Origin of the sequence: Vreelandella lutescens, from assembly GCF_014640815.1 — a bacterium.
In the GTDB taxonomy this organism is placed as follows: Bacteria; Pseudomonadota; Gammaproteobacteria; order Pseudomonadales; family Halomonadaceae; genus Vreelandella; species Vreelandella lutescens.
Genome location: NZ_BMHM01000001.1, coordinates 764,016 through 781,298 on the forward strand (window position 1 = coordinate 764,016; position 17,283 = coordinate 781,298).

General features: G+C 57.1%; 15 protein-coding genes and 3 tRNA genes. 8 read left to right on the plus strand and 10 right to left on the minus strand.

Annotated elements, in window-relative coordinates:
- Positions 1-12 precede the first annotated feature (12 nt).
- Positions 13-576 (minus strand): Smr/MutS family protein, encoded by a 564-nt coding sequence (locus IEW65_RS03555; RefSeq protein ID WP_188638116.1) that lies wholly within the window; start codon positions 574-576, stop codon positions 13-15.
- Between the two features lie 133 nt (positions 577-709).
- Here IEW65_RS03555 and prmB point away from each other — a divergent pair, with 133 nt between their 5' ends.
- The 5 genes from prmB to phaC all read left to right on the plus strand — a co-directional run bounded on the left by prmB (position 710) and on the right by phaC (position 5,757).
- Positions 710-1,669: a 50S ribosomal protein L3 N(5)-glutamine methyltransferase gene (gene prmB, locus IEW65_RS03560; protein ID WP_188638117.1), complete on the plus strand. Its 960-nt coding sequence runs from the start codon at positions 710-712 to the stop codon at positions 1,667-1,669.
- Between the two features lie 13 nt (positions 1,670-1,682).
- Complete coding sequence (gene aroC, locus IEW65_RS03565) at positions 1,683-2,774, plus strand: chorismate synthase (protein ID WP_188638118.1); 1,092 nt, start codon at positions 1,683-1,685, stop codon at positions 2,772-2,774.
- Between the two features lie 60 nt (positions 2,775-2,834).
- Positions 2,835-3,212 carry a hypothetical protein gene (locus IEW65_RS03570; RefSeq protein WP_188638119.1) on the plus strand — a complete coding sequence of 126 codons (378 nt, stop codon included), beginning with the start codon at positions 2,835-2,837 and terminating at the stop codon, positions 3,210-3,212.
- Positions 3,213-3,363: 151 nt separating this feature from the next.
- A complete protein-coding gene (locus IEW65_RS03575; RefSeq protein ID WP_188638120.1) occupies positions 3,364-3,777 on the plus strand; it encodes a phasin family protein in 414 nt (137 codons plus the stop codon).
- Between the two features lie 117 nt (positions 3,778-3,894).
- The gene (phaC, locus tag IEW65_RS03580) at positions 3,895-5,757 is read left to right on the plus strand and encodes a class I poly(R)-hydroxyalkanoic acid synthase (RefSeq protein WP_188638121.1); all 1,863 of its coding nucleotides are present in this window, start codon (positions 3,895-3,897) and stop codon (positions 5,755-5,757) included.
- A 110-nt stretch (positions 5,758-5,867) separates the two neighbouring features.
- On the opposite strand, the gene IEW65_RS03585 is transcribed toward phaC, so the two are convergent.
- The 9 genes from IEW65_RS03585 to miaB form a co-directional block, all read right to left on the minus strand.
- A complete protein-coding gene (locus IEW65_RS03585) occupies positions 5,868-7,019 on the minus strand; it encodes an ABC transporter permease (RefSeq protein ID WP_188638122.1) in 1,152 nt (383 codons plus the stop codon).
- Positions 7,016-8,164: an ABC transporter permease gene (locus tag IEW65_RS03590; RefSeq protein WP_188638123.1), complete on the minus strand. Its 1,149-nt coding sequence runs from the start codon at positions 8,162-8,164 to the stop codon at positions 7,016-7,018. The genes IEW65_RS03585 and IEW65_RS03590 overlap by 4 nt, the downstream gene beginning before the upstream one ends.
- Positions 8,151-9,158 (minus strand): HlyD family secretion protein, encoded by a 1,008-nt coding sequence (locus tag IEW65_RS03595; RefSeq protein ID WP_188638124.1) that lies wholly within the window; start codon positions 9,156-9,158, stop codon positions 8,151-8,153. Before IEW65_RS03595 ends, IEW65_RS03590 begins: the two co-directional genes overlap by 14 nt.
- A complete protein-coding gene (locus tag IEW65_RS03600) occupies positions 9,155-10,591 on the minus strand; it encodes a TolC family protein (protein WP_188638125.1) in 1,437 nt (478 codons plus the stop codon). The genes IEW65_RS03595 and IEW65_RS03600 overlap by 4 nt, the downstream gene beginning before the upstream one ends.
- 292 nt (positions 10,592-10,883) lie before the next feature.
- Positions 10,884-12,341 carry an apolipoprotein N-acyltransferase gene (gene lnt / locus IEW65_RS03605; protein ID WP_188638126.1) on the minus strand — a complete coding sequence of 486 codons (1,458 nt, stop codon included), beginning with the start codon at positions 12,339-12,341 and terminating at the stop codon, positions 10,884-10,886.
- 48 nt (positions 12,342-12,389) lie between these two features.
- Positions 12,390-13,274: an HlyC/CorC family transporter gene (locus tag IEW65_RS03610; protein WP_044628236.1), complete on the minus strand. Its 885-nt coding sequence runs from the start codon at positions 13,272-13,274 to the stop codon at positions 12,390-12,392.
- Positions 13,275-13,414: 140 nt separating this feature from the next.
- Positions 13,415-13,876, minus strand: coding sequence for an rRNA maturation RNase YbeY (ybeY, locus tag IEW65_RS03615; protein ID WP_188638127.1), 462 nt, complete (start codon positions 13,874-13,876; stop codon positions 13,415-13,417).
- Positions 13,873-14,964: a PhoH family protein gene (locus IEW65_RS03620; RefSeq protein WP_188638128.1), complete on the minus strand. Its 1,092-nt coding sequence runs from the start codon at positions 14,962-14,964 to the stop codon at positions 13,873-13,875. Before IEW65_RS03620 ends, ybeY begins: the two co-directional genes overlap by 4 nt.
- Positions 14,965-15,050: 86 nt before the next feature.
- The gene (gene miaB, locus IEW65_RS03625) at positions 15,051-16,394 is read right to left on the minus strand and encodes a tRNA (N6-isopentenyl adenosine(37)-C2)-methylthiotransferase MiaB (protein WP_188638129.1); all 1,344 of its coding nucleotides are present in this window, start codon (positions 16,392-16,394) and stop codon (positions 15,051-15,053) included.
- Between the two features lie 189 nt (positions 16,395-16,583).
- On the opposite strand from miaB, the gene IEW65_RS03630 reads away from it, so the two are divergent.
- The 3 genes from IEW65_RS03630 to IEW65_RS03640 all read left to right on the plus strand — a co-directional run bounded on the left by IEW65_RS03630 (position 16,584) and on the right by IEW65_RS03640 (position 16,963).
- A tRNA-Asn gene (locus IEW65_RS03630) sits at positions 16,584-16,659 on the plus strand.
- Positions 16,660-16,747: 88 nt separating this feature from the next.
- Positions 16,748-16,823, plus strand: a tRNA-Asn gene (locus IEW65_RS03635).
- Positions 16,824-16,887: 64 nt separating this feature from the next.
- A tRNA-Asn gene (locus IEW65_RS03640) sits at positions 16,888-16,963 on the plus strand.
- Positions 16,964-17,283 lie beyond the last annotated feature (320 nt).

The window sequence follows — 17,283 nt, forward strand, 5'->3', positions numbered from 1 at the left end:
ACGGCGGCCTACTTACTGCCCGCGTTTGCGCAGCAAAATATACACCGCCCCGGTGCCACCATCGATATCCGTGGCAGAGCAGAACGCCAGCACGCCGGGCCACTCGCGCAGCCACGCATTGGTGTGGCTTTTCAGTACCGGGAAATCAGAGGTAGTGCCCCAGGCTTTGCCATGCACCACCAGCACACAGCGCAGCCCTTGGCCGGCGGCATCGCGAAGAAAGCTCTCTAGCTCTAACCGCGCCTCTTCCAGGGTATAGCCGTGAAGGTCTAGCCCTGCCTGCCAGGCCGTTTGGCCGCGCTTCAACTGGCTGAACGTGCGCCAGGGCAGGTCGGGCACGCTGAACTCTAAATACTCCGATGGCCGTACGGCTTCCACCCGGCCATCAGAGGTGCGCCCGCTGGTTTGCAGCGTATTGCTCTCTACCGCCGCACGGCGGCGTGCTTCGCTGGCATCCGTTTGGCGCTTAGGCTTGCCGGGGTCGGCTTGGTTGGTGGCAATACGGCGTACCCCTGCCGCCTGCAGCGCTTGGCGAAAGGCACTGATATCGTCATCGTTAGGCAGGTGTCGCGTCATGGTCGGCTCAAATCAAAAGTCACGGTGAATAGAAACATTACGGGCGAGACAGTATAGCGAGCTTGGCGCTGCTGTGAACCGGGCGGCGTCAAAGGTACAATCCCCTAACGAACTTTTGACGCCAGGAGCCCTTGTGACCACGCATCTCACCGATGAGTCCTCTCCCTCAACGCTATCGCTGCCCGATTCGGCGCTGTTGGGTGATCTTTTTACACTGCGCGATTATTTGCGCTGGGTCTCCAGCGAGTTTTATCTGGCGGGGTTGCACTATGGCCACGGCACCCAATCACCTTGGGATGAAGCCGTTGCGCTGTGCTTAGGCGCGCTGCACCTTCCTTGGAACGTTGACCCTGCCGTGTTGGATGCGCGTCTGCTGCCGGTTGAGCGTGAACGCATTATTCGCCTCGCCCGCGAACGCGTCACCACGCGCCGCCCGCTGCCGTATCTACTGGGTGAAGCCTTCTTTGCAGGCTACCCCTTCAACGTGGATGAGCGCGTGCTGATTCCTCGCTCGCCGATTGCCGAGCTGATTGAAGATGGCTTTGCAGCGTGGTTCCCCGAAGAGCCGCCCGCCCGCGTGCTGGATCTGTGCACTGGTTCAGGCTGCATTGGCATTGCAACAGCGCTGGTGCTGCCTACCTGCGAAGTAGCGCTGGCGGATATCAGCCAGGATGCCTTAGCCGTGGCGCGGCAGAATATTACCCGCCACGATGTTGGCGACCGGGTACGCGCCGTGGAATCGGACGTGTTTAACGGCCTGGAAGGGCAGCGCTTTGACCTGATCGTTTCCAACCCGCCCTATGTGGATGAGCGCGACTTAGCCACCATGCCCGCCGAATTTCGCCATGAGCCAGCGCTGGCGCTGGGTTCAGGCAGCGACGGCCTGGATATCGTGCGGCGCATTCTGCGCGAAGCGCGTAACCATCTAACGGCCGAGGGCTGGCTGATTGTCGAAGTGGGCAACTCTGACCGCCATTTAGAGGCGGCCTTCCCAGATGTGCCCTTTATCTGGCTTGAATTCGAGCGTGGCGGCCAGGGCGTGTTTGCCCTGAGCGCCGCTGAACTCGACGCCCATGCGGCGTCTTTTGCGTAAGGAATAAACGCCCATGTCTGGCAATACGTTTGGCAAACTGTTTACCGTTACCACTTTTGGTGAAAGCCACGGCCCCGCACTAGGGGCCATTGTGGATGGCTGCCCTCCTGGCATTGCGATTAGCGAAGAGGATCTGCAGGGCGATTTAGACCGTCGCCGCCCCGGCAGCTCGCGCCACACCACCCAGCGCAAAGAGCCTGATCAGGTGCGTATTCTTTCCGGCGTGTTTGAAGGCAAAACCACCGGCACCTCGATTGGCCTATTGATCGAGAATACCGACCAGCGCTCGAAAGATTACTCCAAGATTAAAGACCAGTTCCGGCCCGCCCACGCGGACTACACCTACCATCATAAGTACGGCCATCGTGACTACCGGGGCGGCGGCCGCTCCAGCGCCCGTGAAACCGCCATGCGCGTGGCGGCGGGTGCCATTGCTAAAAAGGTGCTGGCGGCCCAGGGCATCCAAATTCGTGGCTACATGAGCCAGCTCGGCCCGATTAAGATCGACTTCAAAACCTGGGAAGCCGTCGACCAAAACGCCTTCTTCTGCCCCGACCCCGATAAAGTGGCCGAGCTGGAAAGCTACATGGACCAGCTGCGCCGGGACCAAGACTCCGTGGGCGCAGAAATTACCGTGATTGCCGATGGCGTGCCTGTAGGCTTGGGCGAGCCGGTCTTCGACCGCCTGGATGCTGACTTAGCGCACGGTTTGATGAGCATTAACGCGGTAAAAGGGATTGAGATTGGCGCGGGCTTTGGCTGCATTGCCCAGCGCGGCAGCGAACACCGCGACGAGATGACGCCGGAAGGCTTCCTCTCTAACCACGCGGGGGGGGTGCTGGGCGGTATTTCCAGCGGCCAACCCATTGTGGCGCGGCTGGCGCTGAAGCCCACCTCCAGTATTACCACGCCGGGCCGCTCTATTGATGTGCATGGCGAGCCGGTAGAGGTGATTACCAAAGGGCGTCACGACCCTTGTGTGGGCATTCGGGCAACGCCCATTGCCGAAGCCATGATGGCCATTACGCTGTTGGATCATTGGCTGCGCCATCGCGGGCAGAATGCGGATGTTAGCGTTGATACACCGCGATTAGGCCAGCAATAACGCCAAGGTGCGCTGAGTGGTTCGCTGCTACACTCAAACAAGACGGTTAAGGAGTCGCCTATGAAAATTAACGTTGAGTTTGACCTGACGCCGGATGAGTTTCGGCAGTCGCTGGGGTTGCCGGATGTAGAAGCGTTCCAGCAGAGCCTGCTGGACAACATTCAGCGGCAGATGGAATCAGGGGTAGAAGGCTATGACCCCATGAGCTTAATGCGCCCATTTTTGCAGCAGCCTATGATGCAGCAAGGGCTTTCACAGGGGCTTGCTAACTTTGGCACCTACCAGCAAATGATGCTGGATATGTTGCGCCAAGCCGGTAGCGCTCATACGGGTGGAACCAGCACTAGCACTCAGGAGAGCGAACCGGCGTCAGCGGCAAGCGAGAAAAGCACCAAAGCGAAAGCCACGGCCTCTTCTCGTTCGCGCGCGAAAGGGTAGAAGAAAGGGTAGAAGATGCACAAGGAGCGAATGGAAAGCTCCTTGTTGCAAAGCAGCATACTAAGGATTACTCTTTTTGCAGTGCAGCAATCTGCGATGTGATGGGCCACTCTAGGCTCATGCCAAGGAATAAGAGACAGGAGCAACCACAATGCAAGATAAAATGATGGACGCCTTCAGCGCCCAAACCCGCCAAATGTTTGAGCCGATGCGCAAGATGAATTCGCTGATGCTTAACAACATGGAAAAAATGACCCAGTACCAGCTGGAAGCGATGAAACGCTACAGCCAGATGGGCACTGAGCGCATCCGCAGCGCGACCGAAATTAATGACGCTGAAAGCCTGCGTGATTTCGGTACCAAGCAAGCGGAAATGATGAACGAGCTCTCCCAGCAAATGCAGGAAGATGCACGGGTCATGGGCGAAATGAGCCTACAGTTCAAATCCGAAATGGAAAAACTGTTTAGCGAAGCCGGACAAAAAATGAGCGAACAGGCCAGCGCCGCCGCCAAAGGTGAGCAGCCTGCGGCTAAAGCGTCAAGTCAGTCGTCTCGCAAAAGCTAACGGTGAGTAGTGTTCGCGGCGCCTTTGAGGCGCCGCGTTCATTTTCAGCGTTCTTTAGAGCGTTTTTTTAGCAAGTTGCCAGGGCGAATCGCGCCCAGTTGGTGAGGGGGAAGTTGTATGCAGTCAGGGTGGAAAATGCCGTCTCAACCGTTGTCCCAGCAAGAGATGGAGACATGGAAGGCACAGCTTGACGACGTGGGTGAGCAGTACAAAGGCCTGCTACAAGACCTGCTGTCACGCATGGTGCCTAGCGAAGCCGCTGACTCTGTGTACAGCGACATGCGCGAAAGCTTTGAAGCCGCCGCTCAATCGCTAATGAGCAACCCCAATTTGCTGTGGCAAACCCAGTCGCGTTTGGTGCAGGACCAGTGGCTGCTATGGCAGCAGGGCGTGCGCGCCATGGCCGGTGAGCAGGTGGCCCCGCTGGTCACGCCGCCCAAACACGACCGCCGCTTTAAAGACGAAGCCTGGACCACCGACCCCTACTACATGGCGATCATGCAGCAGTATTTGCTGTTCTCGCAGATGGTTGATGAGTTAATCGGCGATCTAGACGGTTTAGACGATACCCATAAGCGTAATCTGGCGTTCTACGCCCGCCAGCTGGTGAGCGCTATGTCGCCCACCAACTTCGTCTCGACCAACCCGGAAGTGATGCGCCGCACCCTGGAAACCAAAGGCCAGAATTTGGTCGATGGCCTTGCCCGGCTGCGCGAAGATTTAGCCAACTCAGCGGAAGGCATCAACGTCCGCATGACCGACCGCAGCGCCTTTGGCGTGGGCGAGAACATTGCGGTGACGCCTGGCTCCGTGGTGTATGAAAACGAGCTGATCCAGCTGATTCAGTACACGCCCACCACCGAAAACACCTTTAAAACGCCGCTGTTGATCGTGCCGCCCTGGATCAACAAGTACTACATCCTCGACCTGCGGGAAGATAACTCGCTGGTGAAGTGGATGGTGGATCAGGGGCATACGGTATTTCTGATCTCCTGGCGCAACCCTGGCCCCGAGCAGAGCGATATTACCTGGGCCGACTACATGCAGCTGGGCCCCATCAGCGCCATGGAAGCGATTGAGCAAGCCTGCGGTGAGAAGTCGGTTAACCTGCTGAGCTACTGCGTAGGCGGCACGCTAACGGCCTCCACCGTGGCCTATCTCACCAGCACGCGCCGTGGCCGTAAGGTGAAGTCGGTTACCTACATGGCGACGCTGCAAGATTTCCGCGACCCGGGCGATATTGGCGTCTTCCTCAATGAGCGAGTGGTTCAAGGCCTAGAGAACACGCTGCAGTTGAAAGGCTATTTGGACGGCCGTTCGATGGCCTACACCTTCAACCTGCTGCGGGAAAATGACCTGTTCTGGTCGTTCTATATCAATAACTACCTAAAAGGCGAAGTGCCAGCGGCCTTTGACTTGCTGTATTGGAACACCGACGGCACCAACCTAACGGCAGGCACCCATGCGTGGTATTTACGCCATATGTATCTGGGCAACCGTCTGGTAGAGCCGGATGGTATTGAGCTTGATGGGGTGAAAATCGACCTGCGTAAAGTCTCAACCCCCAGCTACTTTGTCTCCACCAAAGAAGACCATATCGCCAAGTGGAACAGTACCTACTACGGTGCGCTGCTGCCTAAAGGCCCGGTCACCTTTGTGCTAGGCGGTTCTGGGCATATTGCCGGTATTGTGAACCCGCCGCATAAGAATAAGTACGGCTACTGGACCAACGACACGCTGCCTGAAACGCATGACGCGTGGCAAGAAGGCGCGACCTTTAACGAAGGCTCTTGGTGGCCCCATTGGCAGGCGTGGGTGACAGAGAACGGCTACGCGGATGCGGACCCGAAAAAGATGGTGCCCGCCCGCCAGCCAGGAGAAGGCGAACTAAAAATCATTGAGCCCGCCCCAGGTCGTTACGTGAAAATGACCATTCCTGAAGTGCTAGGGGAAATCCCCAGCGGCGCGACCAGCCAGTAAGGCCGCCACGCCACCGCGGTTAAAGAGCTGCGTTAGGCATCAAGCCGCTCCTCAGTACCCCCTAAAAGCCCCTGCCACTGAAACGTGGCGGGGGCTTTTACGTGGTGGCGCTACTTAGCAAGCCGACGCTGACGGTGCGCCAACCAGCCAATCCAGCTGCCGTATAGCGCACATAGCCCCAGCAACACGCCGATTTCACGCCAAATGCTGATGATCGGTGCGCCCATCTGATTGATCGCTAAAAAACCCTGGATGCCGGGTTTTACCGGAATCAGCAGGGTGATGACATCCAGCCAGCGGGGCAGGCTTTCGGCAGGCCAGGCAAAGCCTGCGGTAAACACAATAGGTAAAGAAGAGAGCAGCACCACCACGGTGGTCAGTTCCGGCCTAGGCAGTAAATACCCCAGCCAAATCGCAAACAGCGTGGCTGCCATGAAAAACAGCAGGCTGAACAGCAGCAGTGGCCCTGGCGTGGCCACATGGGGAATCCCGTACAAGCGGAAAAAGAATCCAAAATAGAGCATCGCGAAGAGCAAATAGATCAGCATAAAGCTGGCGACTCTTAGCGGAATCGCCAGCGCCAGCGAGGTGGCGGGCTGGCCGAGAAAACGCCGAGCGCGATCTTTGATGGTGACGCTGCCTGCGGCGATCAGCAGGGTCTGGTGGAGAATCAAGACAAACACCGCCGGAACGATATAGTTCAGGTAGCCGGATGTGGGGTTAAAAACGGGTTTGGTAATCACCCGCATGGGCATGATGTGCCCAGGAATCTGCATCGGGTTATCACCTTTGAGCAAGCTGCTCATGAGTTGGGTTTGAACGCTTAACGTGGTGGCGGCGGTGAGCAGCCCCTCGACCACATTGCCATAAATGAGAAAGTAGCTGGCATCCCCTGCAAAGGAGAGGCTGGTGGGGTTGCCGAGATACACATTGCGCTCAAACCCTTCGGGGATCACCAGCAGCCCGTGAACCTCGTCATTGGCCAGCAGTGCTTCGGCTTCTGCCATGCTGCCGGGGCGTGCCGCGACTCGAATTTGCGGGGCGGCATCGGCCATGCGAATCAGCTGGCGCGCCATGGCGGAGTGGTCGCTGTCTAACACGGCAATGGCCTGCTCGCCGGGAACACTTTTTTGATATGGCAGCGGGTACAGCACCGCATAAAATAACAGGCCGCCCACAATCACCAGCAGCACCGCACGGTCGGCCACAATATGGGTTATTTCAGCACGCCATGCCTGCCAAAAGCGCCGCCAATCGCTCATGTGGATACCTGCTCGGTAGGGTCGACGGTGAGCTGCTTGGGTAGTGCCCGAATAGCAAAAGGCAGCGGAATGAGAAACAGCAGCAGGGTGAGTAAGGGCGGCAACAGCGTGGCGAGCGGCGCACCGTGGTCGGCCACTGCGACCTGCAGCTCAATGTAATGGGTGGAGGGCATTAAATTTCCCCAGAGACGAGCCAACATATTCATATCGCCACGTGGAAAGGTAATGCCCATAAAGGCAAACGCCGGGGCAAGGTAGGCGGCGCATAAACTCAGCGCTCGCACTTTATTGGCCACTACGGCAAGTATCAGCATCGCCATGCTTTGTATCGCCAGCACCATCAGGGCCATGCCCACGATTAACCATCCAACGGAGCCCTCCGGGGTCCAGCCAAGAAAATAGTGAAATAGCCCTAGCGTGATTAGCCCTTGTAACCAGAGCAGCAGCGAAATAGGCATGAGCAGCTGCCAAAGGGCATGGCTTCTAGCGAGGTAGCCGTCAGGCAGCGGGGCGTTTTCTAAACGCCAGTACAGGGTGAGGAGCGTGGCGACAACAATCATGATTTGCCATAAGGCAGGGGTAATCGTCGTGACCAAGAACAGCGCGTAACTCATGCCCGCGTTATACAGCGCGGTGATTTGTGGACGCACAGGTGCAGCTGCGGCCACCGCTTCAGGAAGGGCGTAGCCTTGCCCTAACCGAAGTGCCACGCCTGTTTCTGCGGCAAAGGTCATGCTGGATTGCGTGACAGCAGAGGCAATGAACTTGCCCGCCAGTAAGTACTGACTATTGTAGAAAGCCACCGCCTCCGGGCTTAGCGACAGCCGTAAGTCGCGCCCAAAATCGTTGGGGATAATCAGCAGCGCCAGCACCTCGCCGCGTTGCAGTGCCACGGCACCTTCACTGGGCGAGGCATAGGGGTGACGTACATCCAGCGCGGGGCTGGCGTCTAGGTGGCGCTGCAGTGCGCGGGCTTCAGCGGTGTGGTCTAAATCCACCACTCCAATAGGCAGCGACTGTGGCGTGCCTAGGGCAAAAATGGCGATTAACAGCAGTGTCAGTACGGGCGGTAGCCAACCCACCAGCGCCAATAACCAAGGCTGGCGACGTAGCGCCTGCCAGCCAGTAACGTTATTCGTTGCCATGTTGGGTGTTTGAGTCAAGGTCGGGTAGTTCGAGCAGCACGCTCATGCCAGCCCTTAGCCCCGCCACCGGCGCAACAGGGTGCATTTCCACCTCGAAAGTGCGCATATCGAATCCACGCCCTGGCACGGTGGCCCGCCATGTGGCGAAATCGCCGAGCGCCGCAATATGGGTCACACGAAACAGCGCGGTTTGGTTAAGCGCCGGAATCGTCAGTTCAAGCTCTGCCCCTGGCGGTACCCGTTGGAGAAGGTCTTCGCGAACGTTAAACAGCGCCCAGGCGTCATCAAGGTCGGTGATCATCACCACTGGGAAGCCCTGAGGCACCAGCTCGCCGACATTCAGCAGCACGTTGCTTACCACCCCAGAGTGATGCGCAAAGGCCATGGAGTCTTCGAGTAATTCGTTGATCTCTTCCCGTAGGCTGGTGGTGATCTCCTCGCCTGCACGGCTAGCGGTGCGGGCCTCTTCACGCGGGCCAGCCTCAGCCAAGCGCAATATTTCACCGGCAGTAACGCGTGTTTGCTCCGCCACGCGCAGCAAAGTGAAGGTTTCATCCAAGCGCTGGCGCGCCACTACGCCCTGGTCGGCCAGCACCCGAATACGTTCATAGGTGGTGCGCGCCATGCTTTCAGCCGCCTGAGCTTTCTGAAACTCGCTGCGTGCCGCGGCTATTTTCTCTTCCCGAGTGCCGCCTTCCACCGCTTGGGCTAACGACCGGCTGATGGTGTCTAGCGCATCGACCTGGGTCAATTTGGCTTCGAGTTCGGGGCTGTCGATACGAAACATACGCTCGCCTGCGGCAACGCGGTCGCCACGGCGCACGTCAATCTCGGCAAGGCGACCGGGGACTTTGGAGGAGACCATATATTGGCGCGCCTCTATTTGCCCCTGCAGTTGCGGCGTGGGCGGGCGATACGTACGCCAAAACACCGTGGCAATGGCCCCTATGATCACCACCAACATGGCCAGCAGGAGGAGTTTACGAGTGGTCACTGGATGGGCTCTCCCTGGCTAAGGTAGTCAAACAGCGCCTCTTGCTGGCCGGTAATGCTTAATAGCTGTGCCAGCGAGACGACAAACTGAAAGGCCGTCGCATCTCGGCGTGTTTGTGTCGCGGATAAAAATGTCTGCGCATCAATCACGTCTAGCGCACGGCCCAAGCCCTCTGCAAACGCGAGTTCCTGCAAGCGCAGGCTCTCTTCCGCTAACGCAACGGTGCTGGCAAGGTCGCGATACTCATTCAGCGCCTGCTGAGCGTCGCGATACTGGTGGTCAAGCAGCAGTTCCAGCCGTCGCGCCGCCGCCTGCTGGCGGTGGTCTAATTCCACCACGGTGCTAACGGCGGCCTGCACTTTGCCGCTGCGCCCGCTGCGGTCCACCAGCGGCACGCTAACGCCGACCCCCACTAGCCAATCGGGCGTGAGGTCGCTGGCCACCGAGTCATCTTCATAAAGGTTATAGCTGCCGTACATGAACACATTCGGTTGATACAGCCCGCGGCTTGCGTCAACGACGCTCTCCGCCTGTGCTTTTTGATTGGCGAGCAGCCTAAGCCCTGGGTGGTTAGCAAGCCCCGGCGTGAACGTATCCATAGGCGGCAGTGTGCTTAGCGTAAAAAGCGGCGAGCTAGGCACAAGTAGCGAGGGAGAGTGCGCCGCCAAAGAGGGCTGGGTACTGGCATGATGAACGAGCGAGGCCAGCGCCTGCCGGGCGCTATTGCGCTGCTCTTCTACGGCGCGGGTAGTAATGCGAGCGCGATCATAGGCGGCTTCTGCTGCTAACCGCTCTACCCGCGCAATTTGGAATTGATCCTCCAGCGCCTGGGCGGAACGGTAATGGTGGCCTAGGGTTGATTCCGTTTGGCGCTGGGTGGCTAGGGCTCTCTCTGCCATCACCAACCCATAGTAGGTGCTCACTAACTCCATAAAGCGCACGCGGTAGACTTCTTCAAGTAACAAGGCAGCCGCTTGCTCTTCCAATGAGAGTAAGTCCCGCGCCGTGGTGATTCTTCCGCCGGTATACAGGGGCCAAAACATCGCCAGCGAGCTTCTGGCGATATTGCGATTAGTTACCGGGGTGGTAAAGGCCTCAGGCCCGCCAATTAAATCGACTAACAGCTGGCCGGGAACCGTTGCCGCTGCGCTGGTTAACGGGTTAAGCGCTAAGGCATCCACTTCGATGGGACTATTTAAGTGGGTGTAGGAGCCGATTAAGTCGATTTGCGGAAGTAGCAAACTGCTACTTGAAGAGAGAAGGGCGGCCGCTCTTTGCTGAGCGGCTTGCCCGGCGGCAACGTCGTCGTCTTGTTCGCGCAGCTGTTGCCAAGCGGTGGGGAGTGAAATTGGCTGCGCAGCGGCAGAGAGGCTAACCGAGGCTGCAGCCATCACCAGGATAGAGGTGCATAGCCGTCTGAATGAGATATTCACTCTCACCACCCTTAATCTATGTGTTATTGACGTTAAACCATAGTGAGGGAGGGAAGTACAAGCGCTGTTTTCAAATAGAGAGCATTCGTGTTGAAACAGCGTTACGAGACGCTTTTACGCAGTAACGTGAGACTAATAACCGCTATGCGGTGAATGGTTATTTGCGTTTCAGTGATAAAAGGGTTTTCAACGGCTTGGCTAGCTGGTTGAGTGCTTTACCCCAACATCTTGCCAAACAGTAGGCATTCAGCAGATGTTGGGGTGAAAGTGTCGCCTATTTAACGGCCAACGCTTAGCGCCTGCGCAGTAAGCCTGGAACCAGCATCAGCCCCGCCAGCAGCCATACGGGCCAGCTACCCATGCGGGTGAACGGCGTTAACCCTTCCATGGCGTAGAACTCGCCCGTGAGGTAGGTGGTTTCAAACTGCGGGGCGCGGTTTACCAGTTCACCACGGGGGTTAATAATGGCGGTGATGCCGTTGCTGGTGGCGCGAACCACGTAGCGGCCATTTTCCAGCGCACGCAGGCGGGCAATTTGCAGGTGCTGGTGCGGGCCAATAGAGGCACCAAACCAGGTGTCGTTAGAGACCGTCACAATCACGCCGCTATCGGCTGCCCGCTGTGCGACGAGCTGCGGGTAGATAATTTCGTAGCAAATGGCGTTACCAATCGCGACGCCCGCTGCCTGCATCGGCACTTGCTCTGACGCGCCTTTGCTAAAGCTAGACATCGGCAGGTCAAAGAAGTCGATGGCCCCCCGCAGCACGCTCTCTAGCGGCAGGTACTCCCCAAACGGCACTAAGTGCTCTTTTTGGTAGCTGCCTTCTACATTGCCCACGCCAATCACGCTATTAAAGTAGCGGTTGTTCTCATCGAGCTGAACAATGCCCGTTAGCAGCGCGGCTTCAGGCGGCAGGTTGGCCTGCACGCGCTCCAGCACTGGCCGGGCTTGGCTATCAATCATGGGCAGCGCGGTTTCAGGCCATAAGATCAGATCCGCTTCATCCGCCACTTCGCGGGTTAAGTCGCTGTAGATATTCGCGGCGGTGCGCTGGCCTTCAGGGGTCCATTTTAATAGCTGGGGCAGGTTGCCCTGCAGCAGCGCAACGCGAGTGGGTTCGCTTACGGGCGTTGTCCACTGGTGGGTTAAGGCAAGCGGAGCCAGCCAGATAGCGGCCAGCGGTAGCGCCGCCCACCACTGGCGGCGCAGCAGCTCCGCCCCTAACGTGCCGGTAAGCACCACCAGCAGCGAGAGTAAGTACACACCGCCAACAGGTGCCCAATTGGCCAGTGGGGAGTCTACGTAGCTAGAGCCCACCAGCAGCCAGGGGAAACCGGTAAACAAGTAAGTGCGCAGCACTTCGCCCAGCACCCACGCGCCTGCGAAGGTGAGCAGCGCCCAGCGGGGGCCAATAAAGCGCCGATAGAGCCAGAACGTGCCCGCAAAAAACAGCGCCAGTACGCTCACAAACAGCGCGGTTAAGAAGACCGCGAGCGGCGCACCGGTGTAGCCGTAGTCGTGAATCGAAACGTAGACCCATGAGGTGCCGCTGGCAAACAGCGCCACGCCATACAGCCAGCCTTTTAACGCGGCTTGGGCAGGGCTTAAGGTGTGCAGGCCTGCATACAGCAGGCCGATGGCAACAGGGCCAAGCCACCAAAGCTCAAACGGAGAAGCGGTAAGCGTCGTAAAGCCGCCAGCCACTAAGGCGGCTAGCAGCTGAAGCGTCAACGTGGGTGTAAACCCCATGGCGATATCCTATCAGCAGGGTGAGGTAGGCAAGGTGAGGGCGACAGGCTAGTCGTCTTGGCTTTCGTCTTCCGTAGGTTCGCTATCGCGATAGGCCTCAAGTAGACGTATCCGGCGGTTATCGGCGTTCAGAATCACAAACCGCCAGCCGCCTAAGCTGGTGTGCTCGCCACGGCCGGGTAGGTGGCCAAACTGCTGCATCACCAGGCCGCCCACCGTGTCGAACTCGTCATCAGAGAACTCGGTGCCAAAGCGCTCGTTGAAGTCTTCAATTGGGGTGAGGGCGCGGATCGCGAAGTGGCCGTTCTCCAGCGTGCGGATATCGTCCTCTTCATCGGTGTCATGCTCATCTTCGATATCCCCGACAATTTGCTCCAGAATATCTTCAATGGTGATGATACCCGCGGTGCCGCCATACTCATCCACCACGATGGCCATGTGGTTATGGGTTTCGCGGAACTCTTTGAGCAGCGTGTTCAGGCGTTTGGACTCTGGAATAAACATGGCAGGGCGCAGCACGTCTTCCAGTTTGAACGCATCGCGGCTCTCTTGCGATTGCGACAGCAGCGGCAGCAGGTCTTTGACCAGCAGGATGCCCTTCACGTCGTCCAGGTTTTCGCCCACTACCGGGTAGCGGGAGTGGCCGGTTTCCTGAATCAGGGGCAGGTAATCATCCCGCGTTTGATCAAGGGTGATGGCTGATACCTGAGAGCGTGGGATCAAGATTTCACGCACCTGCTGGTCGCTGATCTCAAGTGCGCCCTCAATAATCATGATGGCGTCTTGGTCCAGCTTCAGTTTCCCTGCGGTGTGGCGTAAAAACGTCATCAGCTCATCCCGCGAGCTGGGTTCGTCGTTGTCTCCGGAAAGGGCGCCAAAGAGTTTCTCGAGCCATGATTTTTGATTGGGGTTGCTCGATCGGTCTTCGCTCATTGCGTCAAATCTCTCAGTTACGAAAAAGGGTATTACGAACGGATGATCGTATTTACACGTCATCGTTTTATCACTGAGTGGCGGCCAACACCACTCTAAACATAGGCACCTGAACCATTAGGCTGGCTCAGGGTAGCAGCTTACACGTGATAAGGATCAGGAATATTAAGCGTCGCCAGCAGCTCGCGTTCTAGCTGCTCCATCTCTTCGGCTTCCTGCTCATCAATATGATCGTAACCCATAAGATGCAGGGTGCCATGTACGACCATGTGAGCATAGTGATGGGCCAGCGGCTTCTGCTGCTCGTCGGCTTCTTGCGCCACCACGGCGTGGCAGATAATCAGGTCGCCCAGCAGCGGCAGGGTAATGCCGGGTGGGTTTTCAAAAGGAAAGGAGAGCACGTTGGTGGGCTTATCTTTGCCCCGGTAATCGCTGTTCAGCGCTTGGCTCTCTTCTTCATCCACAAAACGAATGGTGAGCTCTAGGCGGTCATCATCCGGGTGGCGAGAAAAGACACAGCCCACCCAATGGGTGAGCTGTTCAAGCGAGGGTAGCAGTGGCTCATCAATCGCCGCCTGCCGATCAATCACGATCTCGCTCATCGGTAGGCTTCTCCAGAACGCTCGCTGTTGCGCTCTAGCGCGTGCATACGCGCTTCACGCTCTTGCTGGCGAGCTTCACGGCGGGCGCGCTCTTGCACTTCCTGCTCCGATTCAAACTCGTCGTAGGCTTCGATGATGCGCTGAACTAGCGGGTGGCGCACCACGTCCTTGGCGGCAAAGTGCGTCACGCCGATTCCGGGGGTCTCTTTGAGTACGTCGAGCACTTGCGAGAGGCCCGAACGCTGCCCGCGCGGCAAGTCGACCTGGGTAATATCCCCGGTAATCACGGCGGTGGAACCAAAACCAATCCGCGTCAGGAACATTTTCATCTGCTCTGGCGTGGTGTTCTGGCTCTCATCCAGAATGATGTAGGAGTTGTTCAGCGTACGGCCACGCATATAGGCCAGCGGAGCAATCTCGATCACCTGACGTTCGATCAGCTTCGCCACCTGCTCAAAACCGATCATTTCATACAGCGCGTCGTACAGCGGGCGCAGGTAAGGGTCGATTTTTTGAGCAAGGTCGCCCGGCAAGAAACCCAGTTTCTCACCGGCTTCTACCGCTGGGCGCACCAACAGAATGCGGCGCACTTCTTGCTGATTGAGCGCTTCTACCGCAGCGGCCACGGCCAGGTAGGTTTTACCGGTACCCGCTGGCCCAATGCCGAAGTTGATATCGTGCTCGCGAATGCTCTGCACGTAGCGCTGCTGGTTAAGCCCGCGTGGCTTAATCATGGTGCGCGGCGTGCGCATGATGACTTCATCGCTACCGCCTTCGCCATCGTCCTCCTCTTCCAGAGCTTCAAGCCCGGATTCCTGGAGGAACAGGTGCACGGTATCCGCCGAAAGCTCGGCGGCGGCGGTTTCACGGTAGAGGTGCTCCAGCACGTTAGCCGCCGCTTTAATACGGTTAGCGGCACCGGCCAGCTGAAATACATTGCCCCGGTTGCGCAACGTCACGTCCAGGCGGCTTTCAATCAGCTTTAGATGCTCGTCCTGTTGGCCGCATAGGCTAGCAAGACGCTGCGGATCATTGGGTTCAAGGCTTAGGGTGATAATGCGATTGGCCTGAGGTGATGGCTGGCTCAAGAGTAAGAAACCCGTCAGTTGATGTATGTGAGACTCAGCTTACTGCCCCGGCGGTGCCGGGGCAATTACCTAGGATAAGACGCCGATTAATAACGCTCGGCAGAGGCAAGCTCAGCACGCAGCGAATTAGGCAGCGCTTCGGTGATTTCGACGTCCACAAAGTAGCCGATTAACTCGGTAGGATTGGCGGCGCGGAAGTTCACCACGCGGTTGTTCTCGGTACGCCCAGAGAGCTGGCCGGGGTCTTTCGGAGAAAACCCGGTAACCAGAATACGCTGAGTAGTGCCCACCATGCGGCGGCTAATCTGCGCGGCCTGCTGAAGAATGCGCTCTTGCAGAATAGCTAAGCGCTGCTTCTTCACGCTTTCAGGGGTGTCGTCGGGCAAGCCGGAAGCCGGGGTGCCGGGGCGCGCCGAATACACAAAGCTGAACGAGTGATCGAAACCGATACGGTGGATCAGATCCATCGTGGCCTCGAAATCCTCTTCTGTTTCACCGGGGAAGCCGATAATAAAGTCAGAGGAGAAGCTGATATCCGGACGGTTAGCGCGGATACGCTCCATCTTCTCGATGTACTCTTCCGCCGTGTGGCCGCGCTTCATGGCGCTCAGAATACGGTCAGAGCCAGACTGAACCGGCAGGTGCAGGTGGCTCACCAGCTCCGGAATATCCGCATAGGCGTCTACTAAGCTATCCGTAAACTCCACCGGGTGAGAGGTGGTGAAGCGAATACGGTCGATGCCATCCACCGCCGCGATACAGGCGATCAGCTCGGCAAGATCAATCTCGTCGCCGTCTTCGTTGTCGCCACGGTAGGCGTTCACGTTCTGGCCCAGCAGGTTGATTTCACGCACGCCCTGGTCGGCTAGGTGCATGACTTCATCCATCACCGCTTCAAACGGGCGGGAGACTTCTTCACCGCGGGTGTAAGGCACCACGCAGAAGGTGCAGTACTTCGAGCAGCCTTCCATGATCGACACAAACGCCGTGGCACCATCAGATTTGGGCTGCGGCAGGTGGTCGAACTTCTCGATTTCGGGGAAGGTGACATCCACCGCCGCAATTTGGTTATTGGCGCGGGCGTCGAGCATCTTCGGCACCCGGTGCAGGGTTTGCGGGCCAAAAATCATATCTACGAAAGGAGCGCGTTTACGCAGCGCTTCACCTTCTTGGCTGGCCACGCAGCCGCCTACGCCAATCACAAGATCCGGATTCGCGTCTTTGAGCTTTTTCCAGCGGCCTAACTGGTGGTAGACCTTATCTTGAGCTTTTTCACGAATCGAGCAGGTATTCAGCAGAATCACATCTGCTTCCTTCTCGTTATCGGTGAGCTCCAGCTGGTGAGATTCGCCGAGTAGGTCCGCCATACGCGAGGAGTCGTACTCGTTCATTTGGCAGCCGTGCGTTTTGATGAAGAGCTTCTTCGCCATCGGTACCTGTCATCTATGGGTCGTCGGGGGAGACGAGGGATGAATGAAATAACGGTTGGGCAGCGATTGGTGCGGCCGTTGAATGCGTGCATTATACGGATACACGAAACCAGGGGCTAGGCATTCCCCCGTAATCGATACTTGACCCGAGCGTTTCAATCAGTATACTACGCACCGTGTTTGAGCAGTTCCTCGATAGCTCAGTTGGTAGAGCAAATGACTGTTAATCATTGGGTCGCAGGTTCGAGTCCTGCTCGAGGAGCCAAAACATTTGTTAAGACAACTACTTAGATTGCTTTAAGTAGAGGCTGACAAGTGATAGGCTCTGGTTCAAACGCAACAGCAAATGATGTTCCTCGATAGCTCAGTTGGTAGAGCAAATGACTGTTAATCATTGGGTCGCAGGTTCGAGTCCTGCTCGAGGAGCCAAGCTGCTGTTCTGCTAAAGATTTTTCTGTTGTTCCCNCTGTTCTGCTAAAGATTTTTCTGTTGTTCCCTGATAGCTCAGTTGGTAGAGCAAATGACTGTTAATCATTGGGTCGCAGGTTCGAGTCCTGCTCAGGGAGCCATCTAGCGTAACACCTTCCCCGTTTGAATGATTCTATCGCCCGCTGCCATATGGCATTTTGGGTGATTTTTTGTGCGTGCTTATTTTCCTATTTCCTTTCATGCCTGTGTATTGGCCTCAAAGTACCTTCCTAGCTGTGACAGAGCCTTTAAGTTGTTGAAAATTCATCATATTCCCATGATATGAATAAGATTTACTTAGTTAGAGTCCGTCTTAGAGAGAACTTTTCCGTTGCTGTGGAATAGAGTCATGATGTTTTTTCAGTAGTTGAAAGTTTTCTATTAAAAATTTCATATGTCTTTGCTTCTATCAAGAAATGAT